At 69.8% G+C, this 25,466-nt stretch carries 19 protein-coding genes; 5 read left to right on the top strand and 14 right to left on the bottom strand.

Annotated features, from left to right (window positions below; all coding sequences use genetic code 11):
- Positions 1 to 94: 94 nt before the first annotated feature.
- The 6 genes from FJ091_13535 to gatC all read right to left on the bottom strand — a co-directional run bounded on the left by FJ091_13535 (position 95) and on the right by gatC (position 8,372).
- On the bottom strand, positions 95 to 2,029 hold the full coding sequence (locus FJ091_13535; GenBank protein MBM4384373.1) for a response regulator: 1,935 nt from the start codon (positions 2,027 to 2,029) through the stop codon (positions 95 to 97).
- A gap of 78 nt (positions 2,030 to 2,107) precedes the next feature.
- Positions 2,108 to 3,166, bottom strand: a complete 1,059-nt coding sequence (gene mtnA / locus FJ091_13530) for an S-methyl-5-thioribose-1-phosphate isomerase (protein ID MBM4384372.1) — start codon at positions 3,164 to 3,166, stop codon at positions 2,108 to 2,110.
- Positions 3,163 to 5,157, bottom strand: a complete 1,995-nt coding sequence (locus FJ091_13525; protein ID MBM4384371.1) for a DUF748 domain-containing protein — start codon at positions 5,155 to 5,157, stop codon at positions 3,163 to 3,165. The genes mtnA and FJ091_13525 overlap by 4 nt, the downstream gene beginning before the upstream one ends.
- 4 nt (positions 5,158 to 5,161) lie before the next feature.
- Entirely contained in the window at positions 5,162 to 6,595 is a 1,434-nt protein-coding gene (gene gatB / locus FJ091_13520) for an Asp-tRNA(Asn)/Glu-tRNA(Gln) amidotransferase subunit GatB (protein MBM4384370.1), read from the bottom strand.
- Positions 6,592 to 8,070, bottom strand: coding sequence for an Asp-tRNA(Asn)/Glu-tRNA(Gln) amidotransferase subunit GatA (gatA, locus tag FJ091_13515; GenBank protein MBM4384369.1), 1,479 nt, complete (start codon positions 8,068 to 8,070; stop codon positions 6,592 to 6,594). The genes gatB and gatA overlap by 4 nt, the downstream gene beginning before the upstream one ends.
- Positions 8,067 to 8,372 (bottom strand): Asp-tRNA(Asn)/Glu-tRNA(Gln) amidotransferase subunit GatC, encoded by a 306-nt coding sequence (gene gatC / locus FJ091_13510; protein ID MBM4384368.1) that lies wholly within the window; start codon positions 8,370 to 8,372, stop codon positions 8,067 to 8,069. The genes gatA and gatC overlap by 4 nt, the downstream gene beginning before the upstream one ends.
- 533 nt (positions 8,373 to 8,905) lie before the next feature.
- On the opposite strand from gatC, the gene FJ091_13505 reads away from it, so the two are divergent.
- Positions 8,906 to 10,414 (top strand): DEAD/DEAH box helicase, encoded by a 1,509-nt coding sequence (locus FJ091_13505; GenBank protein MBM4384367.1) that lies wholly within the window; start codon positions 8,906 to 8,908, stop codon positions 10,412 to 10,414.
- A 450-nt stretch (positions 10,415 to 10,864) separates the two neighbouring features.
- On the opposite strand, the gene FJ091_13500 is transcribed toward FJ091_13505, so the two are convergent.
- Positions 10,865 to 11,653 (bottom strand): SDR family NAD(P)-dependent oxidoreductase, encoded by a 789-nt coding sequence (locus FJ091_13500; protein MBM4384366.1) that lies wholly within the window; start codon positions 11,651 to 11,653, stop codon positions 10,865 to 10,867.
- Positions 11,654 to 11,655: 2 nt separating this feature from the next.
- A complete protein-coding gene (locus FJ091_13495; GenBank protein ID MBM4384365.1) occupies positions 11,656 to 12,324 on the bottom strand; it encodes a TetR/AcrR family transcriptional regulator in 669 nt (222 codons plus the stop codon).
- Positions 12,325 to 12,353: 29 nt separating this feature from the next.
- Between FJ091_13495 and FJ091_13490 the strand changes: the two genes are divergently transcribed.
- From FJ091_13490 to FJ091_13475, 4 genes are all read left to right on the top strand, one after another.
- Complete coding sequence (locus FJ091_13490; protein MBM4384364.1) at positions 12,354 to 13,139, top strand: SDR family oxidoreductase; 786 nt, start codon at positions 12,354 to 12,356, stop codon at positions 13,137 to 13,139.
- A gap of 65 nt (positions 13,140 to 13,204) precedes the next feature.
- Complete coding sequence (locus tag FJ091_13485) at positions 13,205 to 14,533, top strand: carotenoid oxygenase family protein (GenBank protein ID MBM4384363.1); 1,329 nt, start codon at positions 13,205 to 13,207, stop codon at positions 14,531 to 14,533.
- A gap of 138 nt (positions 14,534 to 14,671) precedes the next feature.
- Positions 14,672 to 15,685 (top strand): NADP-dependent oxidoreductase, encoded by a 1,014-nt coding sequence (locus FJ091_13480; protein MBM4384362.1) that lies wholly within the window; start codon positions 14,672 to 14,674, stop codon positions 15,683 to 15,685.
- A 47-nt stretch (positions 15,686 to 15,732) separates the two neighbouring features.
- Complete coding sequence (locus tag FJ091_13475; GenBank protein ID MBM4384361.1) at positions 15,733 to 16,326, top strand: hypothetical protein; 594 nt, start codon at positions 15,733 to 15,735, stop codon at positions 16,324 to 16,326.
- Between the two features lie 119 nt (positions 16,327 to 16,445).
- On the opposite strand, the gene FJ091_13470 is transcribed toward FJ091_13475, so the two are convergent.
- The 6 genes from FJ091_13470 to FJ091_13445 form a co-directional block, all read right to left on the bottom strand.
- On the bottom strand, positions 16,446 to 17,459 hold the full coding sequence (locus FJ091_13470; GenBank protein MBM4384360.1) for an NADP-dependent oxidoreductase: 1,014 nt from the start codon (positions 17,457 to 17,459) through the stop codon (positions 16,446 to 16,448).
- Between the two features lie 102 nt (positions 17,460 to 17,561).
- Positions 17,562 to 20,090 (bottom strand): TonB-dependent receptor, encoded by a 2,529-nt coding sequence (locus tag FJ091_13465; protein MBM4384359.1) that lies wholly within the window; start codon positions 20,088 to 20,090, stop codon positions 17,562 to 17,564.
- A gap of 283 nt (positions 20,091 to 20,373) precedes the next feature.
- On the bottom strand, positions 20,374 to 21,000 hold the full coding sequence (locus FJ091_13460) for a nuclear transport factor 2 family protein (protein MBM4384358.1): 627 nt from the start codon (positions 20,998 to 21,000) through the stop codon (positions 20,374 to 20,376).
- A gap of 49 nt (positions 21,001 to 21,049) precedes the next feature.
- Entirely contained in the window at positions 21,050 to 24,019 is a 2,970-nt protein-coding gene (locus tag FJ091_13455; GenBank protein MBM4384357.1) for an efflux RND transporter permease subunit, read from the bottom strand.
- The gene (locus tag FJ091_13450; protein MBM4384356.1) at positions 24,016 to 24,288 is read right to left on the bottom strand and encodes an efflux RND transporter permease subunit; all 273 of its coding nucleotides are present in this window, start codon (positions 24,286 to 24,288) and stop codon (positions 24,016 to 24,018) included. The genes FJ091_13455 and FJ091_13450 overlap by 4 nt, the downstream gene beginning before the upstream one ends.
- Entirely contained in the window at positions 24,285 to 25,430 is a 1,146-nt protein-coding gene (locus FJ091_13445; GenBank protein ID MBM4384355.1) for an efflux RND transporter periplasmic adaptor subunit, read from the bottom strand. The genes FJ091_13450 and FJ091_13445 overlap by 4 nt, the downstream gene beginning before the upstream one ends.
- Positions 25,431 to 25,466 lie beyond the last annotated feature (36 nt).

Raw genomic sequence — 25,466 nt, 5'->3', positions numbered from 1 at the left:
CCAGAGCGGGTCGGCCGAGGCCGCAAGCGAAGCGCGCAGCAAGCGCCGGAGTCTTCGGAGGCGCTTGCGAAGTAAACAAGGAAAGACGCGAGCCTCAGCGCCTGAGGATCTTCCCAACGATGCCCTTGCTCTTGTCCTGCCGCATGCGAACGAGCCGCAGCTCTCGCATCGCCTCGACGCAGCCCGGATCGATCTGAATCGCGCGCGCGTACATCTTCTCCGCGTGATCGATCCGGCCGGCGGCCTGGCTGAGGCGCGCGAGGAAGAGGTAGGGCGTGCGGCGGTCGGGTGCGATTTTGCGCCCGCGCATCACCATCGCGATGGCTTGGTCGACGCGGCCCTCGGCTTCGGGCGCCGTCATGTAGTGCGCCCAGCCGAGGTAGACGTGGTAGTCGCACTCGTCGGGGTACGACTCGACCGCGTTGCGGAACGCCTGCAGCGCCTCGCTCGGACGCTTCGCCCGTAACAACCCTTCGCCGCGCGTGAACTCGCTCTCGGCGTAGACCGCGCGCTCACTCTCCTCGCGCGCGACGGCGTCCTCCTGCTCCTGCCGCTGCTGGCGGCGCCAGTCGACGCGAGCGGCGTCGTCGCGGATCGCGTCGAAGGCCTTCGTCACGAAGCCGAACAGTTCCTCGGCGAGCCGACGCGTTGCGTCGCTCGCGCCCACGCAGCGATCGGGGTGTACGCGCTTCGCGAGCTCGGCGTAGACGGCGCGGATGTGCTCGTCGCCCGCCTCTTGGCCGACACCGAGCACACGCCACGGGTCGCCGCTGCGCAGGCGCTCCGCGAGCCCTGACAACTCGGTGCGCAGAGCTTGCTCGGTCGTGCGATCCGCGCGCGGATCGGGCGCCGAGGTTCGGCGCACCTCGCGCAGCGCCGCATTCGCGGGCGCAGCCTTCGGCTGTTTCGCGGGAGGCGAACCGGCAGGCGCCTCGGCGAGCTCGACGATCTCGAGCGCGATCAGCGCATACAGCAGGCGCCGCGCGCGCTCACTGCTCGCCTCGATCTGCGCGACGGTCTTCACGCCGTCGACCTGACCGAGCAGAGCGCGCCCTTGCGCGTCGAGCTGCGCGCTCTGGAACTGGTAGAAGCGGCTGCCGCCCGGCACGGGCACCGCTTGGTTGCGGTGCGCGAGGCGCGCTTCGATCACGTCGCGCGGCATCCGCTCGAGCACGCCGTGCAGCAACAAGTCCGCGGGGCTCCGGTTCAGGTAGAGGGCGTTTGCGCCCTTGAGCCGCGCGCGCTGGTGGAACACGAAGCTGCCCGCGCGCCAGCCGAACAGCTCGAAGAATTTTTCGTCCGCCTGACGTCGTAGCGCGCGCGTCAGGTTCTCCTCGTCGAGCATCTGGCTCGCGAGCAGGATCTGCCCGATCAGGCCGCCGCTCGTCTTCATGCGCGACACGCAAGCGTGAAGCACGTCCTCGGTGATCGTGCCGCTCGCGACGAGCAGCGCGCCGAGCGTCTCCTGCATGAGGTTCGAGCGCACCGCCTCGGGCACGCCGTCCTTCAGCTGCAATTGCTTCTTCTTCTTGCCGTGCTTCAGATCCAGTACGCCGGTCGCGCGCAGGCCATGCAGGTGATGCAGCAGCTCGGCAAACGGCAGCTGCTCGAGCGAGCCGTCGAGCGTGAGCGCGCCGCGCGGCTTCGCGGGCGACATCGCCATCGCGCTCTCGACCGCAGCGAGCAGCTGATCGAGCGGCACGGGCTTCTTCAGCACCGCGGTCGCCGCGAGCGCCTTCGCGCGCGCCTCGTAGTCGGGCGTGAACGTGCAGCCCGAGACGAACATCACGGGCGTCTTCGCGAGCGACTTCTCGCTGCGAATCATCTCGAGCACGCGGAAGCCATCCATGCGCGGCAGCATCACGTCGAGCGTGAGCAGCGCGGGCTTCAGCTTCATCGCGCGCTCGAGCGCGTCGTAGCCGTCGTGCGCCGTCTCGACCTGATAACCCGCGTGTGTGAAGGCGCGCGACAGGATCTGACAGAAGCCGCGGTCGTCGTCCGCGCAAAGGATGGTGGCGGTCGAAGCCATGGGGCGTCCCTCTCACCCCGTTGCATCGGAATTCTGCGTGCGAGCCGCGTGAACGCGGTCACACCACGCGCGCGCAACTCAGGCGCGAGAGGCCCGCAACAGCTCGGCGAGGCTCGCGTCGTAGGGAGCGCGCGCGACGCCTGCCTCGGTGACGATTGCGGTGACCAGCTCGGCGGGCGTCACGTCGAACGCGGGGTGCCGCACGGGCACGCCGTCGGGAATCAGCGTGCGCCCGGCGACGCGCGCCATCTCCTCGCGCCCGCGCTCCTCGATGGGGATCGCTGCGCCGCTCGGCGTGTGCGGATCGAGCGTCGAGAGCGGCGCCGCGACGTAGAACGGGATGCCGTGCGCGCGCGCGGCGAGCGCGACGCCGTACGTGCCGATCTTGTTCGCGACGTCGCCATTCGCCGCGATGCGGTCCGCGCCCACGATCACGAGGTCGACCTCGCGCAGGCGCATGAGGTGCGCGGCCATCGAGTCCGCGATCACCGTGACGGGGATGCCGTCGCGGTGCAGCTCCCAAGCCGTCAGGCGCGCGCCCTGCAGGAATGGGCGCGTCTCGTCCGCGAGCACCGAGACGCGCTTGCCCTGCGCGACCGCGGCGCGCACGACGCCGAGCGCGGTGCCGTAGCCCGCGGTCGCGAGCGCGCCGGCGTTGCAATGCGTGAGCACGCGCGCAGGATCGGGCACGAGCTCCGCGCCGGCGCGGCCGAGCGCGCGGCAGATGCGCTCGTCTTCGGCGACGACTGCGTGCGCCTCGGCGAGCAGCGCGGCGCGCAGCGACACCGCGCTCGCGCCAGGCGCGCGCATTGCCTCGGCCTCGCAGCGCTCCATGCGCGCGAGGGCCCACGCGAGATTCACCGCCGTGGGCCGCGTCCGTAACAAGCGTGCCCGCGCGTGTGCCGTTTCGCGCGCGAGGACGGCGATGTCGCGCGCTTCGCTGCGCCGCGCCGCGAGCGCAACGCCGAGCGCCGCCGCGCAGCCGATCGCGGGCGCACCGCGCACGACGAGCTCCTCGATCGCGCGCGCCACTTCCTCCACGCTGCGGCACGCGACCTCGACCTCGCGCTCGGGGAGAGCACGCTGATCGAGCAGGTAGACACCGTCGTCCGCCCAACGCAGCGTCCGCCAGCTCACTCCGCGTCCTCGCCCTTCTTCTTCTTGCCCCCGAAGAGCCCGCCGAGCGCGTCGATCACGCCGCTTGCGCCGGGCACCTTCTCGTCGATCGTCTCGCGCAGCTTGCCGCCGCCGAGATACGCCGCCGCGAACTTCACGGCGCCCTTTGGCGAGATCGAAACGCTGGGATCGCTCGCGGTGCCCGTCACCTCGGCGAGCGGCAGCTCGCGCTTCACGGTGCGCGCGGGTGCGGAGGCGCCGGGCGTGCTCGCGATGGCTTGGTCGACCGACTCGTAGATCGTGAGCGTGCCCTCGAGGTCGAGTGCGGTGTCCGCGAGCGCGATGTCGCCTGTTAGGTCGACGCGGTAGTCGCGGTAGAGAATCGCGAGGTCGTCCGTGCTCGCCTTGCCGCCGCCGAGCTGAAACGACCCGCCGAGCTCCTCGAACTCGTCGTCGTAGAACTTCTGCAAGGTCTCGTTCTGGCCTGCCTTGCCGAAGATCGACGCCACGCTCGAGATCGCGCTGAGCGCGTCCATCGCATCGCGCAGCAGCGAAACGCCGGGCAAGCGGCCGGGCGCGATCGAGAACGAGAGCGGACCCGAGAGCGCCTCGGTGAGCGACTTCTCGCCGCCGAGCGGCGCGCGCAGATCGGCGTCGATCGCGAGCGGCCCGTCGATCGAGCCCTTGGGCGCGCCGAAGGCGACGGCCATCGCGCCGCTGTCGAGGCCCTTGGCCTTCGCGCCGAGTGCGAGGTGCATCTCACGCGAGAGGCGCGTCACGCCCAGCTCGAGCGGAATCTGCTGGCCACCGATTATTAGGGGCCCCGCGCCCTCGATCGCGTCGCCGGAGCCTTCGAGCTTCATCGTGACGGTCGCGACTTGTCTTTCGCCGAGCGGCATCGCGACTTCGTTCAGCGAGATGCGCCCGCGCACCGAGAGCGGGTCCATGCCGATCGCGAGATCGTCGAAGGCGAGCTTGCCGGTGAGGCCGAGGCCCGCGAGCGCGGGCAGGATCGCGTCCCACCCGGTGAGGTCGAGCGAGCCGCCACCGAGCTTCGCGCGCGTCTTCTGCGCCATCTCGACTTCGAGCGGCGTCTCGAGGTCGCGCAGCTCGAGGGCACCATCCGTCAGTGCGATCGCGTCGCCCGCGAGCGACAGCGTGCCCGTGATGCGCAGCGTGTCGCCCGCGGGCTTGCGGAAATTGTCGGTGAAGGCGAGCTGCGCGGCATCGAGATCCACCGCGATCGGCCCCGAGAGGGAGTCGGTCGGCCCCGCGAGCGTCACCTCGAAGTCGCCCTCACCCGAGGCGCTCGCGCCTTCCGGGAAGTACGCCTTCGCCGCGGCGAGCGAGAGCGTCGACAGCTTCACCTGAACACCGAGCTCGCCGTCGCCGCTCAGCTTCCCCGACACCGAGAGGTCGCCGCCGCTCGCGAGCTTCGCGCTCGCATCGAACGTGAGGCGCTGCGCGAGAAGCTCGCCGGAGGCGCGTGCGTTCACGTCTTCGAGCTGCCACGTCGTGGTGGGCACGGCGATGCGATCGACCAGCGCGACGCGCGAGCTCTCGATGCGCACCTCGCGCACGCCGAGATCGAGGCTCGACTCCGCGGTCGTCGGCTCCGCCTCACCCTCGGCGAGCACGACCGGAATCTCGAAGCCCGCCGGCGTGCGCGCTAACGAGAGCTCGGCGCCCTCGAGCACGAGCGAGTCGATCGCGACACTGCCGGTGAGCAGCGGCAGGAGCGCGATGCGCAGCGCCACACGATCGGCGCGCAGCGGAGCGTCGCCCTCGCGCGCGACGAGCTCAGGGCTCGCGACGATGAGGCGCGGGGGCAGCACGCCGGCATCGAGCTCGCCGAAGCGCAGCTCGCGCCCCGTGGCTTCGAGCGCGGCGCGCGCGACCTCGTCGCGCACCTCGGGTCGCCGCGCGATGCGCGGCAGCGCGATCGCGAGCGCGATCAGCGCGACGGCGAAGAGCGCTCCGAGCCCTAACAACACGCGGACCGCGAGCTTCATCGCCTCAGCCTCCGAGCTTGCGCGTGAGAATCTCCCGAACTGCGGCGGGGTCGGCCTTGCCCTGGGTGCGCTTCATCACCTGGCCCATCAGGAAGTTCAGCGACTTCGCATCGCCCGCGCGGAACGACGCGACCGCCTTCTCGTTCGCCTCGATCACCGCGTTCGCTTCGGCTTCGAGCGCTCCCGTATCCGAAACGGCCGCGAGGCCGCGCTCGGCGATCAGCGCCGCGGGGTCGCCGCCCGCCCACAACAGCTCGGCGAGCAGGGCGCGCGCGTTCTTCACCGTGACTCTGCCGTCGTCCGCGAGCTTCACGAGCGCGCCGAACGCCTCGGGCGCGAGCTTCACCGCGGCGAGCTCGGCGCCCCTCTCCTTCAGCGCGCCGAGCACGTCGCGAATCACCCAGTTCGCCACGGACTTGGCGCTGCCGTGCGCGCGCGCCGCCGCCTCGAACCACGCCGACAGCTGCGCGTCGCCCGCGAGCAGCGCCGCGTCCTTCGCCGCGAGCGCGTACTGCAAAGCGAAACGCTGCTCGCGCGCATCGGCGAGCTCGGGCAACGCGGCGCGAATCTCGGCGATGCGCGCAGCGGAGACGACGAGAGGAATCAGATCCGGGTCGGGGAAGTAGCGGTAGTCGTCCGCGTTCTCTTTGGTGCGCATCGTGAAGATGCGATCGCGCTCGGCGTCGTAGCCGAGGGTCGCCTGCACGATCTTGCCGCCGCCCTCGAGGATCTCGATCTGGCGCGTCACCTCGCGCTCGATCGCGGCCTCGACGAAGCGGAACGAGTTGAGGTTCTTGATCTCGCTGCGCGTTCCGAGCTTCGAATCCCCCGGCCGGCGAATCGAAACGTTCGCGTCGCAGCGGAACTGCCCCTTCTCCAACTCCGCGTCCGACGCGCCCACGCCGCGCACGATCTCGCGCAGCTTGCGCAGATACTCCGCGGCATCGGCGGGGCTGCGCAGATCCGGTTCCGACACGATCTCGATCAGCGGCACGCCGGCGCGGTTCAAGTCGATCAGCGTGTCGTCGTGCGCCGCGTCGTGAATCGACTTGCCCGCGTCCTCTTCCATGTGGATGCGCGTGAGCCGCACGCGCAGCGCGCCGCCGCTCGCGCTCTCGATCTCGACCCAGCCGCCCGTCGCGAGCGGCTCCTCGTACTGCGAGATCTGATAGCCCTTCGGCAGATCGGGATAGAAGTAGTTCTTGCGCGCAAAGATGGATCGCTCGTGCACCGTGCAGTGCGTCGCGAGCGCTGCGCGGATCGCGAGCTCGACCGCGGCGCCGTTGATGACGGGCAGCGTGCCCGGCAGCGCGAGGTCGAGCGGCGTCACGCTGTGGTTCGGCTCCTCGCCGAACGCGACGGGCGACGCCGAGAACAGCTTGCTGCGCGTGCGCAGCTGACAGTGCACCTCGAGCCCGATCACGACCTCCCAGCTCACGGCGGCGGCCTCCGCGTGTGGTGGTCGGTGAGACGCTGATACGCGTCGGCCGCGCGCAGCACGGTCGCGTCCTCGAGCGGTCGCCCGAGCAGCTGAAGCCCGACGGGCAGCTCCGGCCCGCCGTCCTCCGGCTGCGCCGTTCCGCAGGGCACCGAGATCGCGGGAATGCCCGCGAGATTCGCCGGCACGGTGAAGACGTCGGCGACGTACTCGGAGATGGGGTCCGACTTCGCGTCGAAACGGAACGCCACCTCGGGCGACGTCGGCGTCGCGATCACGTCGCAGGCGCGAAATGCCTCCTCGAAATCGCGGCGCAGGAGCGTGCGCACGCGCTGCGCCTTCTTGTAGTAGGCGTCGTAATAACCCGCGCTCAGCACGTACGTGCCGAGCAGCACGCGCCGCTTCACCTCGGCGCCGAAGCCCTGCGAGCGCGTCGCCTCCATCGTCGCGGTCACTCCGTCGCCCGGAACGCGCAGCCCGTATCGCATGCCGTCGAAGCGCGCGAGATTGCTCGAGGCCTCCGCCGTCGCCACGAGGTAGTAGGCCGCGATCCCGTAGCGCGTGTGCGGCAGCGACACGTCCACGAGCTTCGCGCCCGCGCGGGCGAGCTGGTCGGTCGCTTCGAGCACGCGCGCGATCACCGCGGGCGAGACGCCAGGCAGCGCGAGCGCATCACGCGGAACCCCGATGCGCAGGCCCGAGACGTCACCTGTCAGGGCAGCGGAGGCGCGCGGCGAGCCCTCGGGTAGCGAGGTCGAGTCCGCCGCGTCGTGCCCCGCGATCACGTCGAGCAGCGCCGCGCAGTCCGCCGCGGTGCGCCCGAACGGCCCGATCTGATCGAGCGACGACGCGTACGCGATCAGCCCGAGCCGCGAGACGCGCCCGTACGTCGGCTTCATCCCCGTCACGCCGCACAGCGAAGACGGCTGCCGCACCGAGCCGCCCGTATCGCTGCCCAGCGCGAGCGGCACGATGCCCGCAGCCACCACCGCCGCCGACCCGCCCGACGAGCCGCCCGGCGAGCGCTCCAAGTCCCACGGATTGCGCGCCGGTCCATAACAACTGTGCGCCGTCGATGAGCCCATCGCGAACTCGTCCATGTTCGTGCGCGCCACGATCACCGCGCCCGCCGCGCGCAGCCGCGCTACCGCCGTCGCATCGAACGGCGAGACGTACCCGGCGAGGATCTTCGACGCCGCCGTCGCAGGCTCGCCCGCCTGCACGATGCAGTCCTTGATCGCGACGGGAATCCCGTCGAGCGCCGACAGCTTCTCGCCGCGCGCCCGCCGCGCATCCGAAGCCGCTGCCTCTTCCTCCGCGCGAGCACGCCACGACCGCGTCGCATTCAGCACCGAATCGAGCGCCCGCCCGCGCGCGACCGAGCGCCGCACCAACTCCACCGCGCTCAGCGCACCCGCATCGAGCGCCGCGCGCAGCTCCGCCACCGTGCCGAGCGCCTCCGCCACCGCGCTCAGCCTTCCGCTTCCGCGCCGAGCACCTTCGGCACCGCAAACGCCGAGCCCTCGTGCGCCGGCGCATTCATCACCACGCTCTCCGGCTCCATCGCTGCCGCCACCTCGTCGACACGAAACGGTGTCGCCAGCGGCATCACGGTCGACGTCTCCGCAACCCCCGAAACATCCACCTCATCGAGCAGCTTCACGTACTCGAGCGTCGCCGCGAGATCGCGCCCCAGCGCATCCGCCTCCTCATCCCCAACGCGAATCCGCGCCAGCCGCGCGATGCGCCGAACCTCTGCCCGCGAAACAGACGACATAGGCGCGACACCTTAGCCGCGACAACACTCGACTCCGCGCTCCTACGGAGATGGAACGGCGCCACCCAGATCGCTGCACGCGCGCTCGCGCAAAGCGCGAGCCGCGCACCCGAGCCACGAACGAGAGACCATCCCAAGCTCGCGAGAGCACGGCACCTCCGAAGTGACGCGACTGCGCCTCGACGGCGCAGTCGCGTCACCTCCCCACCCACCCGTCGCGTGACGACGACGCATGGCAAGGAGCCGCGCGGGGAGGCGGGGGTCGCGGCGCGAGTGCCCGGGCGTGGGCGCGCTCACGCTCGGATGCATCGCGCCAGAATCCTCGGTCAGCGCAAGGCTTGACCCAGACGCGCCCACGCGGTCGAGCAAAGCGACCCCCGCCGGACCGCGCGGCGGCGCCCCGAACGAGAGCGCCAACACCCAATCAGCCCCGCAAGCGCGCTCGAGCAAAGCGAGAGCCGCGCACCCAAGCCACGAACGAGCACTCCACCCCGCAGCGATCACCACCTCATGTCTGTACGATGCCGCGCACTTTGACCACCGAACCCACCGACACGCTCTTCTCCGACCTCCCCGAACCCCTCCGCCTCGGCATCGCCGACCTCGGTTGGACCGCGCCGATGCCCGTGCAAGCGCAGGCCATCCCGCTCATGCGCGAAGGCTCCGACATCATCGTGCAGGCGCGCACCGGCAGCGGGAAGACCGGCGCCTTCGGCATCCCGATCATCAGCGCGATCGACACCGCGCTACCCGTGACCCAGGCGCTCGTACTTGCTCCCACGCGTGAGCTCGCCAACCAGATCACCGGCGAGATCACCGCGCTCGGCAAACACCTCGGCGTGCGCTGTCTGCCGATCTACGGCGGCGTCGCGTACGGCCCGCAGAACGAGGGCCTCGAGAAGGGCGCACACGTCGTCGTCGGCACGCCGGGACGCATCCTCGATCACCTCGGCGCCGGCCGCATGAAGCTCGGCGAAGTGCGGGTCGTCGTGTTCGACGAAGCCGACGAGCTGCTCTCGCTCGGCTTCTGGCCCGACATGAAGGAGATCAAGAGCTATCTCCCTAACAAGCGCCAGAGCTGCCTCTTCTCCGCGACGATGCCGGAGAAAGTCCTGTCGCTCTCGCGCAACTTCCTCCACGAGCCGAAGTTCCTCTCGCTCGTCGAGGGACACGCCTCGCCGAGCGAGATCGAGCATGCGTACTACGTGACGACCGCGCAGGAGAAAGAGTCCAACCTGCGCCGCGTTCTCGAAATGGAAGATCCCGAGAGCGCGATCATCTTCTGCAACACGAAGGACGACGTGCGCTTCGTGACGTCGTACCTCCAGCGCCACGGCTTCGACGCCGACCAGATCAGCGGCGACTTGACGCAAGCCGCGCGCGAGCGCGCGATGGCACGCATCAAAGCGGGCGAGCTGCGCATCCTCGTCGCGACTGACGTGGCGGCGCGCGGCATCGACATCAGCGACCTGTCGCACGTGATCGGCTACGCCGCGCCCGAGAACGCCGAGGTCTACGTGCACCGCACGGGCCGCACCGGCCGCGCAGGCAAAGCTGGCGTCGCACTCTCTCTCGTCTCGGGCCTCGACATCGGCAACTTCCGCAACATCCAGAAAGTCACGGGCATCGCCATCCAAGAGCGCCCGCTGCCGACGGAAGAAATGCTGCTCGACCGCATCCGCGAACGCCTCGAAGTCAAGATCGAGCACGAGTCGCGCCACATGACCCCGCGCGATCGCGAGTGGAAGATCGACCGCATCGTCCCGCTCATCCGCAAGATGGCGAGCCACGAAGAAGGCCTGAAAGACCTCGCCGCCATCGCCGCGCTCTATCTCAAAGAGCACCGCCCCGACACCGGCGTCCACGACGAAGCCTCCGCGAGCGCCGACTTACAGCAAGCCGAAGCGCCTCGCGCGCCCGAATTCCTCGAACGCGGCCACGGCGGCGGAGGCCGGCGCGACGGCGGCGGACGCCGCGGAGGCGGCGGCCGCGGACGCCGACGCCCCGGCGGCGGAGGCGGCGGCCGCGGCGGCCGCCACTAGCCCCTAACAAGCCCGAGCGCGAACCCGCGCCGAAGCCCGACTACCTCGCGAGCCGCGCACCCGAGCCACGAGCGCGAGACACGACCCAACCGCGCGACGCGCAACCCACCTCGGAAGTGACGCGACTGCGCCTCGATGGCGCAGTCGCGTCACAACGCCACCCACACGGCGCGTGATGACGCCGCACCGCCGAGGAGCCGCGCGGGGAGGCGGGGGTCGCGGCGCGAGTACCCGGGCGTGGGCGCGCTTACGCTCGAATCTCGGCGCCAAAATCCTCGGTCTCCGCACGGCAACCACCAGACGCGCCCACGCGGTCGAGCAGAGCGAGCCCCCGCCGGACCGCGCGGCGGCTTCACGAACGAGAGCGCCAGCAACCAAGCACCGCGCACGCGCGCTCGAGCGAAGCGAGAGCCGCGCACCCAAGCCACGAACCAGCGCCGCCAATAACAACTACGCCTCGTCGCGGAACCCGTACTCCTTCGCGAGATCCGCCACGATCATCACGCGCCCGCTCTTCTCCATCACCTTCGGATCGCTCGCAAGCGCCACTACCGCGCGGCCGGTGAACAGCGGCGACTCCGCTTTCGAGATGTCCATGTTCCCCGTCTTCGCCGCCTCGATCACGAACTCCGTCTTCACCGCCCCCGGCCAGAGCGACACCGCCGCGACCCCGTGCGGCTTCAGCTCGTGCGCCATGTCTTTGGCGAGCCGGTCCATCCCCGCTTTCCCGACGCCGTAGGAAGCGCTGAAGATGTACATGCCGCCCGCGGGCGAGGAGATGTTCAAGATCAGCCCGCGCTTCGCGCGCACCATCATCGGCGCGCCGTACACCGAGGCGACGTAGTGGCTGCGCAGCCCGATGCCGACCTGGTCGTCCCAGATCGAGATGGGGTGCTCCCAGAAGCCGCCGCCCCACGCCGGCGGGTCCGGGATCTTGTAGACGTTGTTGACGAGCACATCCAGCTGGCCGCGGGTCTCGTCGGCGACGCGCTCGAACAGGCGCTTGATCTGCGCGTCGTCGCCGTGATCGCACGCAACCGCGATGCCGCGCCCGCCGCGCTTCGTCACTTGCTCCGCCGTCTCGCCGATCGTGCCCGGCAGCTTCGCCTGCCCCGCAGCCACGGTGCGCCCCGTGACGTAGACCGTCGCGCCGGCGTCGCCGAGCGCCATCGCGATGCCCTTCCCGATGCCGCGGCTCGCGCCCGTAACAACTGCCACCTTGCCTTCGAGCGTCTTCATCTTCACTCCTGTGCGCGCCCACGCGGCGCGAGTCCGTTCCACAACAAGTCCGTCAGCTGCGCCGCGAGCTGCGCGGCGTCTCGCTCGGCCGCGGGCTTCTGCAGCCACCACAGCCCCGTCATGTGCAGCACGCCGATGATCGCGTGGCCCCACGCTTCGGCGGGCGCGGGGTCTAGCCCCGCCCGCACGCGCGCGTCCGCGATGCCGGCGATCAGCGGCGCCGCCGAGCGGTTCGCGAACTCGAGCGTGCCGGCGAGGTCGGTGTCGCCGGCGCCGGCGCCGTTCACGAACGCGTAGAGGTGCCTGTCCGCCGCGATCGTCTCGAGCTGCGCGCGGATCAGGCGCTCGAGCACGGCGGAGCCACCGCCCGCCGCGGCGACCGCGGCTTGCGCTGCAGCCTCCATGCGCGTGAGCAGGCGCTCGGAGAGCGCGTACACGAGCGCGCGCCGGTCGCCGATGTGCGCAAAGAGGACTGGCTTCGTCACGCCCGCCTTCGCCGCGATGCGGTCCAGCGAAACGGTCGCGCCGTGGCGGCGAATCACGCTCTCAGCGGCGTCGAGCAGGCGCGCCCTGTCCGCGAGCGGCGGCCGGCCGCGGCGGCGCGGGACGGCGGAGGCCCGCCCGTCCGGGCGCGGTTCGGCGCGGCTGCGAGCGCTCTTTCGTGCGGCCATGCTTGAATTCTCTACCACGAGTAGGTTAATTGTCGCCACGGACAGGAGTTCAGGTGACGATCGCACGCTTCGTCGATCTTTCCGACCAGGTCGCGGTCGTGACCGGCGCGGGCCGCGGAATCGGCGAAGGCATTGCGCACGTGCTCTCGGAGGCCGGCGCCGCCGTCGTCCTCGCCGCGCGGCGTGCCGAGGAAGTCGAGCGCGTCGCGAAGGCGCTGCGCGACCGCGGGCGGCGCGCCGTCGCGGCGCCCACGGACGTCACCGATGAGGCCGCAGTCGAACGCCTCGCGGAGCGCGCGATCCACGAGTTCGGCGCGCTCGACATCTGGGTCAACAATGCCGGCGGCTCGCCGATTCAAGCGCCGCTCACCGAGCTGCCGCGCGCCGAGTGGGACGCGACGATTGCGCTGAATCTGACCGCGGTGTGGGTGTGCAGCATCGTGGCTGCAAAGCGCATGCGCGACGATGGGCGCATCGTGAACATCTCGTCGCTCGCAGCGCACGGTCCGTTCCCGGGCAGCGGTCACTACGCCGCTGCGAAGGCCGGCGTGAACAACCTCACGATGACGCTCGCGGCGGAGCTCGGGCCCAAGGTGCGCGTGAACGCGATCTCTCCGGGCGCGGTCCCGACCGAGATCATGATGACCGCGCTCAAGCTGAAGCAGAGCGACTTGCCCGCGTTCGAGAAGGCGATCCGCCTCCCGATGCGCCGGCTCGGCACGCCCGAGGATCTGGGCGCCGCGGTGCTCTTCTTCTCCTCGCCCGCGTCGAGCTGGGTCACCGGGCAAGTCATCAAGGTTGCAGGCGCTCCATGAGCTGAGCGCTCCAGACTGTTTCGATTCACATCGCGCCCGCGCTTCGGCGCAACTCGGAGGATCCAATGGCTACCGCCCCCTCGATGTTCTCCACCCCGTTTCATCTGCAAGGAAACTTCGCGCCAGTCATGGACGAAGTGACGCTCACCGACCTGCCCGTGCAGGGCGCTCTGCCGAAGGAGCTGAACGGCCGCTTCTTCCGCAACGGCTCGAACCCGCAGAGCGGAACGTCGCCGCACTGGTTCCTCGGCAACGGCATGCTGCACGGCGTGCGGCTCGAGAACGGGCGCGCGCGCTGGTACCGCAATCGCTACGTGAAGACGACGCTCTTCAAGGACGCGAACGCCGCGGCGATCGGGCCCGACGGCAAGACCGACATGAGCGCCTCGCTCGCGAACACGCACGTGGTCGCGCACGCGGGCAAGATCCTCGCGCTCGAAGAGGGTCACTTCCCGTGGATCGTGTCGCCGGAGCTCGAAACGGTCGGCTGCCACGACTTCGGCGGAAAGCTGAAGTCGGCGATGACCGCGCACCCGCGTCTGTGCCCCGTCACGGGTGAGCTGCTGTTCTTCGGCTACGGCGCGCTGCCGCCGTATCTGACGTACCACCGCGTCGCGGCCGACGGCACGCTCGTCCAGAGCGAAGAGATCACAGTCAAGGGCCCGACCATGATGCACGACTGGAACATCACGCGGAACTACGTCGTGTTCATGGATCTCCCGATGATCTTCGACCTCTCGATGCTCGCGAGCGGTGGCATGCCCATCCGCTGGAGCGACGACTACGGCGCGCGCCTCGGCGTGATGCCGCGCAACGGCACGAACAAAGACGTGGTCTGGTACGAGGTCGAGCCGAGCTACGTGTTCCATCCGATGAACGCGTACGAAGACGGCGACGACATCGTGATCGACGTCGCGCGCTTCAAGAAGCTCGCGTTCAGCCCCGCCGACGGACAAGGCACGCCGGCGCTGCTGCACCGCTGGGTGATCGACCGCAAGGCCGGCAAGGTGCGCGAGATCCCGCTCGACGACCGCGCCGCAGATTTCCCCCGCGTCGCGGACGAGTGCGTCGGCCTGAAGCACCGCTACGGCTACATGACGGGCCTGAAGGACATGGACCAGTTCGGCGGCCACCTGATCAAGTACGACCTGGCGAGCGGGCGCAGCGAAGTGTGGGAGTGCGGCAAGGGCAACGGTGCTGGTGAGCCCGTGTTCGCGCGCGCGGGCCACGGCGAAGATGAGGGATACGTCCTCACCTTCGTGTACGACGCCAAGCGCAACGCGAGTGACTTGGTGGTGATCGACGCCCAGAACTTCTCGAAGGGGCCCGTCGCTCGCGTTCAGCTGCCGCGCCGCGTTCCTTACGGGTTCCACGGCAGCTGGATCCGCGACTAAGGGCGTCTTCGCCAGTCTGGGTTCGTTGCGCGGAGCTCGCTGTATCTCTCGATACAGCTTCGCTCCGCGGCGCCTCGCCAGCCGGGCGAATCCGCTCCTCAGTCGTGGTGTCCGCTCTACGAGTGAAGTGAGGTTTTCTTGACTGCATCAGTGAATCGCAAAGTCGTCGTCGCCTCGCGTCCGCAAGGCATTCCGGCGGCGAGCAACTTTCGTGTCGAAGAGGAGGCGCTCGCGCCGCTCGGCGACGGACAGGTGCGCATCGACGTATCGCGGCTCTCGATCGACGCGTTCATTCGCACCACGCTCGAGACCGCGGGCTATCACGGCTCGGTGCCGATCGGCGCGACGGTCGTGGCGCTCGGCGTCGGTCGCGTGCGCGAGAGCCGCGCGCCCGAGCTCGCGGCGGGCGACTGGGTGAACGGGCCGCTGATGGCGCAAACCGTCGCTACGCTGCCCGCAGCGATGCTGCGCAAGCTCGACGTGACGCGCGTGCCGGCCTCTGCGTACCTCGGCGTGTTGGGGCTGACGACGGGGCTCACCGCGTACGTGGGCGTGCGGCGCATCGGTCAAGTTCGCGCGGGCGAAACGTTCGTCGTGTCCGCAGCAGCGGGCGCGGTCGGCTGCATGGCGGGGCAGATCGCGAAAGTGGACGGCGCGCGGGTCGTCGGCATCGCGGGCGGCCCTGACAAGTGCAAGTTCCTCACGAGCGAGCTCGGCTTCGACGCCGCGATCGACTACAAGCGCGGCGATCTCGCAGCGCAGCTGAAGGAGGCGGCGCCCAAGGGCGTCGACGTGTTCTTCGACAACGTCGGCGGCGAAGGTCTCGACGTCGTGCTCGATCAGATCAACCTGCGCGCGCGCGTCGTGATCTGCGGCGCGATTTCGCAGTACTCGGGCGACATGTCGAAGGGCGTGCGCGGCCCCGCGCTCTACCTGCGCCTCGCCGAGCGCCAGTCGCGCATGGAAGGCTTCGCGGTGAATCACTTCCCCGAGCTGTATGCCGAGGGTGAGAAGGCGCTCACCGATTGGCTCGTGAGCGGGCGCGTTCGCCTGCCCGAGCACGTGATGCGCGGCATCGAGAATTTCCCCGCCGCGCTCGCGACGCTGTTCACCGGCGGCCACACCGGCAAGCTGCTCCTCGCCGCAGACTGAGCCACTCTTCGCGCTTCATCTCCATCCCATCACACCGAGGACCCCCCATGGCCCAGACCCACGACCACGAGATCGTCTCGATCTATCCCTTCAGCGACGCCGAGATCGACCAGTTGATGAACGGCGCGGTCGAGTGCGTGCTGATGTGGGCGACCAAAGACGGCTGGCCCGTCGGCGTGACGCACGCCTTCGTGTGGGATGGCAGCAAGATCTGGCTCACGTTCTCGGCGCATCGCCATCGCACCGAGGCGATCAAGCGCGACAACCGCGTGTCGGTGAACGTGAGCAGCCACGGCTATCCGCCGGGCGCGCCCGACACGCTTCCGGGCGGCGCGATCACGTTCAAGGGCCACGCGCAGTTCCACGACGACGAGAAGACGCGTCACTGGTTCTACACCCAGCTCTCGAAGAAGCTGAACCCCAACAACGCGGCCGGCGAGAAGTTCTTCTGGAGCCTGCTCGACTCCCCGCTGCGCACGGTCCTCTCGATCACGCCGGTGAAGAAGATCATGTACAACGGCAAGAAGGCCGGCGCGCACATGGCGGGCGCCATCGACGAGAAGGATCTCGGCCCGCGCCTCGCCGTCGACCAAGACCGCATGAACGCGGAGCGCGCGCGCCGCGGCCTGCCGCCGCGCTGAGCGAGCGCGTGGCCGGGTAGCTCGGCGCCGCGTGCAGGAGCGTCGGCGCGCGAGCTTCGCGCCGGGGCTCTAGGCCGCGACGATTCCCGCTCGGGCGCGCGCGTTGAAGGCGCGCGCCCTCACAGCTTCACGATCGTCTTCCCGAAGTTCGCGCCGCGAAACAGGTCGCAGAACGCGCGCGGCACGCTGGCGATGCCTGCCAGCACGTACTCGGGCACTCGCAGCTCGCCCGCGTCGATCCAGCGGCCGAGCGCCGCGCGGCCCTCGTCGTAACGGGCCGCGTGCATGTGCGTCATCAGACCGAACACGCGCGCCTCTTTCGTCACGATCTGGAAGAGGTTGCTCGGTCCGGGTAGCGGCTGCTGCGCGCTGTAGCTCGCTACGGCCCCGCACATCACGATGCGGGCGCCCTCGTTGATGCGCTCGAGCACGAGCTGGAGCAGCGGGCCGCCCACGTTGTCGAAGTACACGTCGACGCCGTGCGGGCACGCGTGCGAGAGCGCTTCGGCGAAGTCGGGGCGCGTGCGATCTACCGCCGCCGCGTAGCCGAGTTCGCGCACGAGCCGCGCGCACTTGTCGGCGCCGCTCGCGATGCCGACCGCGCGTCCACCGAGAATGCGCGCCACCTGCCCCGCGATGCTGCCGACGGCGCCGGCCGCTGCGCTCACGAGCACGGTCTCGCCCGGCGCGATCGCCGCGTGGTCGCAGAGACCGAAGTACGCCGAGAGCCCGGTGTCGCCGAGCACACCGAGATAGAAGCTGCGCGGGTACTTCGTGTCGCGCGGCACGGGCACGAGGAAGTCGCTCGCGTCGGTGAGCGAGCGCTCCTCCCAGGCAAGCCGCGCCATCACCCAGTCGCCCACGGCGTGCGCCGCGTGGCGGCTCTCGGCGACGCGCCCGAGCACGAGACCCATCACCGGCGCGCCGAGCTTCATCGCGGGCAGCACGTTGTCGCCGCTGCCCTCGTCCATCCAGTTGCGAAAGCCCGCGTCGAGCGAGACGAAGGCGTTCTCCAATGACAACTGGCCGTCGCCGAGCGGCGGATGCGCCGCCTCCTCGACGCGGAAGTCGCTCTCTACCGGCATGCCGCGTGGGCGAGCGGCGAGGACGACGTGGCGGTGAGTGCGCGGCATCTGGCGTTCCTCCAGGTCGCGCAGTCTCGCGCGAAAAGACCAAGCGGGGGCCGGCTCGCGCCAGCCCCCCGCTTGCCTTGGCGGGACCCTCGAAGGGACCTCTCAGAACTCCTTCGTGAGCTCGATGCCCCACGTCCGGCCCGGCGCGACGGCGCCGAACCAGAACACGCCCACGTCGACCGAGGTCGCGAGGTAGTTGTTCTCGTGGAAGGCATCCTTCACGAACGCCGCGAACCGGAACCAGCCTTCCTTCTCCCACGCGAGCGTGAAGTCCGCCTCGCCGCGCGAGTCGAAGACGTTGCGGCCGAGCCCCGTGAGATCGGGTTGGCCGAAGTTGCCGGTCGTGCCGTCGGCCCATGAGTAGTTCGCGAGCCAGTTGAGCTCGCCGAACTCTCCCGGCAGCGGCATGCGGTAGTCGAAGCCGACGTTCACGTTGAACTCGGGCGCGAATCCGAATGCGCGAATGTCGGAGACATCTTCGATTCGCCCAGTAACCCGGTTGAACGCCTCGAATTTGTCGTAGCTGCCCTTCACCCACCCGAACGCGCCGCGGAGCATCAGCTCGTCGGTCAGTAGGTACTGAGTCTCGGCCTCGATCCCGTTGATGATCGCCTGGGCGGCGTTATCGACGATCGTCTCGGTCGCGGTGCCGAACGCGTAAATCTGACTCTCCTGCTTGTTGTCGTACTTCGCATGGAAGTAGGTCAGATTGAGGCGCAGCCGGTTCTCGAACCAGTCCGAGCGCAGGCCGAGCTCGTAGTTGTCCACCGTCTCCGGGTTGTAGGCGCCGATCGAAGTCGGCGTCGTCGCGCGCCCGTTCCAACCACCCGAGCGGAAGCCGCGCGACCAGGAGACGTATCCGAGCACGTCCTCCGTGAAGGAGTAGTCGATCGCGATGCGCGGCGTGATCTCGGTCCAAGTCTCCTTCCCGTCGCTGTCGTTGCAGATGTTGCCCGCAACGACCAAGGCCTGCTGCGCGGGCGTGCGCGGAATCGCGAGATGGGCCGCCAGCGCTGCATCCGCGGCCGCTTGCTGCGAGCTCGAGAGATTCCCGCAGCCCCAAGTCCCCGGCAGAAGTCCGCTGCTGTCGCCCGAGACGCGCTGGAAGATGAAGAAGTCCTTCTCCTCCCAGGTCCAGCGCGCTCCGACGGTGAGCTTCGCCTTCTCGGTGAGGTCGACGTAAGCCTCGCCGAAGAGCGCGACCGAGCGCAGATCCTGGCCGGCGTCGCCGTCGGGCGAGGGGCCCGCCGGCGGAAGCGCGCAGCCGGGGCAGCCCGACGGAAACTGCGTGCCGAACACGAAGATCGACTGCCTGATCTCGTACTCGGACTGCACGTAGTAGGCGCCGGCGACGAAGTTGAAGATGCCGTCGAAGCTCGACGCCGCGCGCAGCTCCGTGCTGAACTGATCGAAGCTCTGCGGGCGCACGGGATTGAAGATCGGAACGGCCGCGCCGAGGTTGTCCTCGTTCAGGATCTCGTCGGACTTTCGGTACCCGGTCACCGAAGTCAGCGTGTACTCCCCGATGTCCCAGTTCATCTCGAACGTCACGCCGTGCTGCTTGATGTTGTTGACGAACGGAACGGCGGTGTAGGAGTACTTGTATCCGTTCGCCTCGCCGCGCAGATAGCCCTGCGAGGCGCACGCGACGTCGCGCACCGCGTTGACGAACAGCTGCGTGAACACCGTGGCGTAGAGGTCACAGAAGTTTCCGCCGCTGCCGAGCGTCTGGCCGATCGCTCCGCCGATCGCAGCTCCCGGTCCTCCGCCGCTCGAGACGCCAGGCACACCGAAGCCGGCGCAAGGCGTACCCGCCGGCAGGAAGTTGCAGAACATCCGGTTCGTCACGTCGTCCCAGTCGTTCGCGAAGCCGATGGGCGCACCGATCGGGTCGGCGAGCGGAGTCCGCGAGAGCCCCTCGACGGTGAGATTCGTCGGTGTCGCGAGCGTCGAGTCGTCGTCCGTGTACTCGTAGGTGAGCAGCGCGTCGAAGTTCTCGCTCGGCTCCCACAGCGCGCTCGCGATCAGGTTGATCGTGTCTTCGCCGTCGGTCTGCTTGCCCGTGCCGGTGATCGCCGCGCTGGGCAGGTCGAAGATCGCGTCCTCGGTGAAGCCGTCGCTCTTGTCGTAGAAGACGCCGAGCTTCACGCCGATCGTCTCGCCGATCGGCGCGTTCGCGACCGCCTTCACGTCGATCTCGTCGAACGAGCCGTAGCGGGCCTGCATCTTGAGGCCCCATTCCTTGGTCGGCCGCGAGCGCCGCACGTTCACGAGGCCGGCGATCGTGTTGCGGCCGTAGAGCGTGCCCTGCGGGCCGCGCAGCACTTCGACGCTCTCGAGGTCGAAGGCGTCGATCAGCGCGCCGGTGTTCGTCACGAGCGGCACGCCGTCGATCACGACGCCCACCGCGGGATCGAAGCTCTTCTCGAGGTCGCCGAACACGATGCCGCGCATGCCGCCGAAGAGCGCGTTCCCGGCGTAAGGCTGGCGCGCGAGGATCACGTTCGGCGTGAACTTCGAGAGCTCGCCGATGTCGTTCGCATACTGGTTGTCGATCTGCACTTCGCCGAACGCCGTCACCGCGATCGGCACCTGCTGCAGATTCTCCTCGCGCTTGCGCGCGGTGATCACGATCTCCTCGATGCCCCTCGGCAGCTCTGCAACCGCGGGGGCGGGCTCCGCGGCCGGCGGCGCTTCGGGCGCCGAGTCCTGTGCGCTTGCGGTCGCAGCGAGACAGCTAGCGATGAGGAAAGCAAGAGACAGCCTTGACTTCGCGTGCACAAAATCCTCCGACATTGCGAGATTCCTCCGACATTGCGAGATGGTCTGCCGCGCGACGCGCTTCCCTACACCGGTTCGGCGACGCGAGTCAATCTTTTTATACCGCGGGTAGGTATTCCGCGCGGAGTACGCCTCAGCGCACGCGGACGGACGCGCTCTCGTCGCCCGGTCGTAGGCGCGCGAGGAACTCGTCCACCGCCGCCGGCTCCGCGACATCCGAGTCAGCGTCGAAGCCCGGCGTCCAGAATTCGCGCCAGCTCGGGAAGAAATCGGCGTAGCCGCCTTCGTACGGCTCGCGGCCCGGCCAGCGCATCTTGTTTGCGCCGATCGGCGGATCGCGCAGGTCGCACGCGTACCAGTAGAGCGGGAGTCGGCGGCGGAACAGCCAGCGCCCGTCGATGCGCTCGTAGCGGTCCCAATAGATCATCGTCATCGCGATCCAGCGCTCGCCGGTCTCGTGCTCGTTGCGGCTGTAGACGAGCCCGCGCGCACGGTCGGCGTCGTCGAACTCGATGATGTGGTTCCCGGTGACGTGCGCGGTGCCCGTGAACTGCGTGCGCAGCGTCTCGTCGAACCAGCGCTTGAGCGCGCGCCGCCCGCGCTCGTGCTTCCCGACGCGCACGTCCGCGGGGAAGAGTCCGCACAGCGCGTCGAGGTCGCGCATGTCGAGCGCGACGCAGTACTTCGCCACGAGCTGGCGAATCTCGCTCTCCGACTCGAGGCGATCGAGGCGTGCTTCCAGTGCGGTGGGGCGAGCCATCGGCGGTGCTCCTTCGCGCCTCGTTAGCGCGAAGCGCAGCACCGCTGCGTCACGCGGAGGCTTCTTGCTCCGCGCTCTCCGCGCTGCGCGCCGTGTCGCTGCCGCGCTCGCGGCGCTCGCCGCTGCGCGTTCGCTTGCGGCCCGCGACGAGCATCGTCGCGTCTTCCAGCGCGAGGTAGAGGCAGGGCACGAGGAACATCGTGAGCACGGCCGAGAACAGCACACCGAACGCCAGCGTGATTGCGAGCGGCACCGTCATCTTTCCCGCGATCGAGTTGCTGAAGATCATCGGCATCAGGCCGAGGAAGGTCGTCAGCGTCGTGAGGAAGATCGGCCGCACGCGCGAGATCGAGGCCTCGCGCGCCGCCTCCGCGAGGCGCACGCCCGAGGCGCGCAGCGCGTTCACCTGATCCACGAGCACGAGGCTCGAGTTCACGACGATGCCCGAGAGCGCCACGAGCCCGATCACGGAGTACATCGAGAGGTCGTATCCCAACAACAAGTGACCGATCGCGGCGCCGACGATTCCGAACGGGATCACGCTCATGATGATGAACGGCTGCAGGTACGAGCGCAGCGGAACCGCGAGCAGCGCGTAGATCGCGAGCAGCGCGAAGACTTGACCGCGCAGCATTGCGTCGAGGAAGTCGCGCTGCTCGGCTTGCTGGCCCGCGAACGCGAAGCGCACGCCCGGGAAGCGCTGCGCGAGATCGGCGAGCGCGTGCTCGCGCAGGTCCGCCGTGATCGCGTTGGCGTTGCCGAGCGCGACGTCGACGTCGGCGCTCACCGAGATCACGCGCTCGCGGTCGACGCGCTGGATCGAGGCGTGGCCGGCGCCGAGCTTGGCTTCGGCCACGCTCGCGAACGGCAGCGCCACGCCGTCCGCGCTGCGAATGCGCATGCGCTCGAGATCCGCGAGCGAGAGGCGCTCCTCGGCCGGGTAGCGCACGACCACCTTCACCTCGTCGCGCCCGCGCTGAACGCGCTGCACTTCCTCGCCCCAGAACGCCTGCCGCACCTGGCGGCCGACGTCGGCGAGCCCGACCCCTAACACCTCCGCGCCCGGCTTCACCGCGAACCCGAGCTCCTGCTTGCCCGCGCGAAACGAGTCCGCCACGTCGAACACGCCCGGGTACTGCGCGATCTCGCCGCGCAGCCACGCCGCCGCGGCGCGCAGCTGCGCGAGGTCCTGCCCGCGCAGCTCCAGCTCGATCGGCTTGCCCGAGTTCACCATCGCGTTCATGAACGTGAGCTCGGCGACGCCCGAGATCGGCGGCACCGCTGCGCGCCAACGGCGCTGCATCTCGGACGTGGAGATGTCGCGCTCGTCGGCGGCGATCATCTCGACTTGGATCTCGCCGAGGTGCGAGCCCGAGCCTGCCGAAGTTCCGCCGGACGGCAGCTGCGACTGGAAGTTGCGGAACGGCTGCTCGCCCACCGCAGCGAGCATGTGCGTGAAGATGCTGCCCCCCGCCATGTCGCGGGTCGCGTCGGCTTCGCGCTGGACGCGCGTCGCTGCCGCCTCGATCTCGCGGATCGCCGCGGCCGTCACGTGCGCCGGCGTGCCCGGCTCCATCGTCAGGTACGCGATGATCACGTCGCCGTCGACCGGCTCTTGGAACGTGAAGCGCATCCACCCACTGGCGATCAGCGCGATGGTGAAGATCACGGCGCCGAGGGCGCTCGCGATCGTCAGGTATCGCCACTCGAGCGCACGATCGAGCGCGGGCGCGAGCTTGCCGCGCACGAACGCATCGAAGCCGCTCGCGACGCGATCCTGAAGCGCGCGCCAGCGCTTCGAGAGCAGGCTGCGCGCCGGCGCATCGACCGGCCCGCCGCTCGCGAGGTGCGCGGGAAGGATCCAGAGCGCTTCGAGCAGCGAGAAGGTGAGGCTCACGATCACCACGACCGGCAGCGCGCGCGTCATCTTCCCCATCGATCCGGGCACCGCGAGCATCGGCGCGAACGCGGCGATCGTGGTGAGCACGCCGAACACGACCGAGATCGCGATGTCTTCCGCGCCCTTGATCGCGCCGTCGAGCTTGCTCTTGCTGCGCTGCTGCTCGACGTAGGTGTTCTCGGCCACGACGATCGCGTCGTCGACGAGGATGCCGAGCACGAGCACGAGGCCCATCAGCGAGATCCAGTTGATCGAGACGCCGAAGAAGGGCAGCACCGCGAACGTGGCGAGCAGCGCCGTCGGCACGCCCAACGCGACCCAGAACGCGAGGCGCAGCCGCAAGAACAGCGCGAGCGCGGCGAGCACGAGCAGCGCTCCCTGCCACGCGGTCGACTTCATGTTGTCGAGCCGGTCCTTGAGAATCGCCGACATGTCCTGCCACACGACCATCTGCACGCCGGGCGGCAGCGACCCGCGCGCGCGCTCGACGTAGGCGTGCGCGGCGTCGGCGACGTCCGTCACGCGTTGATCGCCGACGCGCGAGACCTGGACCAATGCCGCGCGATCGCCGTCGAAGGTCGAGCTCTGGTCGCTCTCGGCGAAGCCGTCGACGACGTGCGCGACATCGCCGAGCGCGAGACGCGTGCCGTCGGGGCGTGTCAGCACGGGGATGCGCGCGAGCTCTTCCGCACTGCGCGCTTTGCCCTGCGCCCGCAACAAGATCTCGCCCGAATCCGCGCGCACGACGCCCGCGGGCAGGTCGAGCGAGCTGCGCCGCACCGCGAGCGCCACCTGGTCGAAGGTGAGCCCGTGCCGCTCGAGCGCGCTCTCGGAGATCTCGATCGCGATCTCGTATGGGCGAACCGCGGCGAGCGCGACTTCGGAGATCTCGGGCAACGCCGCGAGCTCTTCGCGCGCGCGCTTCGCCGCTTCCTTGAGCACGCGCTCGTCGACGTCGCCGTACACCGCGACCGAGAGCACCTGCCTCGGCAGCTCAGCCTGCGAGACGATCGGCCGCTCCGCCTCTTCGGGAAGCGTGTCGATCGAATCGACGCGCGCGCGGATGTCGGCAAGCCGGCGCGCGACGTCTTCTCCGCTCATCAGCTCCACCGCGATCATGCCCACGTTCTCGGAGGCGTCGCGCGAATGCGCTTGATGCCGGCGAGGCCTTGCAGCGCCTCTTCGACGGGCACGCACACGCCCTCTTCGACTTCGACCGGCGACGCGCCTGGATACGGCACTGCGATCGTCACGACGTCGAGCTCGACGTCGGGGAACATCTCCTGCTTGATGCGCGGCCCCATGAGCAGGCCGCCGGCGATCATCAAGCCCATCAGCAGGTTCGCGGCGACTGGGTTGCGCGCGAACCAGGCGACGACGCCGCTCATCGCGGGTCGCTCTCGTTCGCTGCGATGCGCACGCGCGTGCCCGGCGCGAGCGAGCTCGGCGCGTGCGCGCACACGCGCTCACCGGCGCGCAGCCCGCTCGTCACCCATGCGGCCGCATCGTCGGCGCGCGCGACCTCGACGGTTCGCAGCTCGAGCGTGTCGCCGTCGCCCACCACGTACACCGCGCCGTCTCCGGACAGCGCGGCGCGCGGCAGCTTCACTGCGCTCGCGAGCTCGCGGCCCTCGATCTCGACCTCGACGAAGCTGCCGAGCGCGAGCGCTGCGTCCGCGGCCCGCGCGTCGTCGAGGCGAACCGTGATCGCGAGCATGCGCGTGCGCGGATCGAGCGCGCCCGCGCTCGCGACCACGCGCCCTGACAATTCGCGCGTCTCGCCCGCCACGTTCGCGAACAGCTTCGCGCGCGGGCCCGGCTGCGTCGGATCGCTCGGCAGCTCCACGAACGCGGCGTCTTCCGCGCGCAGCGCGAGCTTCACTTCGGCGCCGTCGCCCCCGTAGACGCGCGCCACCGGAGCGCTCGGCGCGAGGTACTGGCCGAGCGCGACTCTGCGCTCGCGCACGCGGCCCGCGAACGGCGCGCGGATCTGCGTGCGCGAGAGGGCGAGGTCGGCCTGCGCGAGAGCGGCCTGCGCGTCGCGCAGGCTCGCTTCCGCCATGAGCGCGTTGCCCGCAGCCTGCTCTTTCGCCGCGGGGCTCGCGGCGCCGGCGTCGAAGAGAGCGTCGCTGCGCGACTGCGCCGCGCGCGCGAGCGCGAGCTGGCTCTCGGCGCGCGCGACCGCGGCACGCGCGCGCTCGGCGGCGATCTCGTAGTCCGCGCGCGCGATGCGCACGAGCGGCTCGTTCTTCGCGAACTCGCCTGCGCCATCGAAGCTGGGCGAGATCCACTCGACGCGCCCGGCCACCTCCGCGACGAGATCGACTTCGTCGCGCGGCGCGAGCGTGCCCTGCGCGCGCACCGTGACGCGCTGCGCTGCGGGCTGCGCCGCGAGCACTTCCACCACAGGAAGGATCGACTCGATGGCGCGCGGCTTCGGGTCGGGCTTCAGCGCCACGAGCGCAGTGCTCGCGAGCAGCGCGCCGGTCAGCACCAGGAGCGGCCACAGCTTCTTCTTTTCGAGCTTCATCGGGGGCTTCCGAGTTCGAGCGATGCGGCGCCAATT

This window comes from Deltaproteobacteria bacterium, from assembly GCA_016875395.1.
Classification (GTDB): Bacteria; Myxococcota_A; UBA9160; order UBA9160; family UBA6930; genus VGRF01.
The sequence above is the reverse complement of the archived record's forward strand: the minus strand, read 5'-3'. Positions and strand labels throughout refer to the sequence as shown.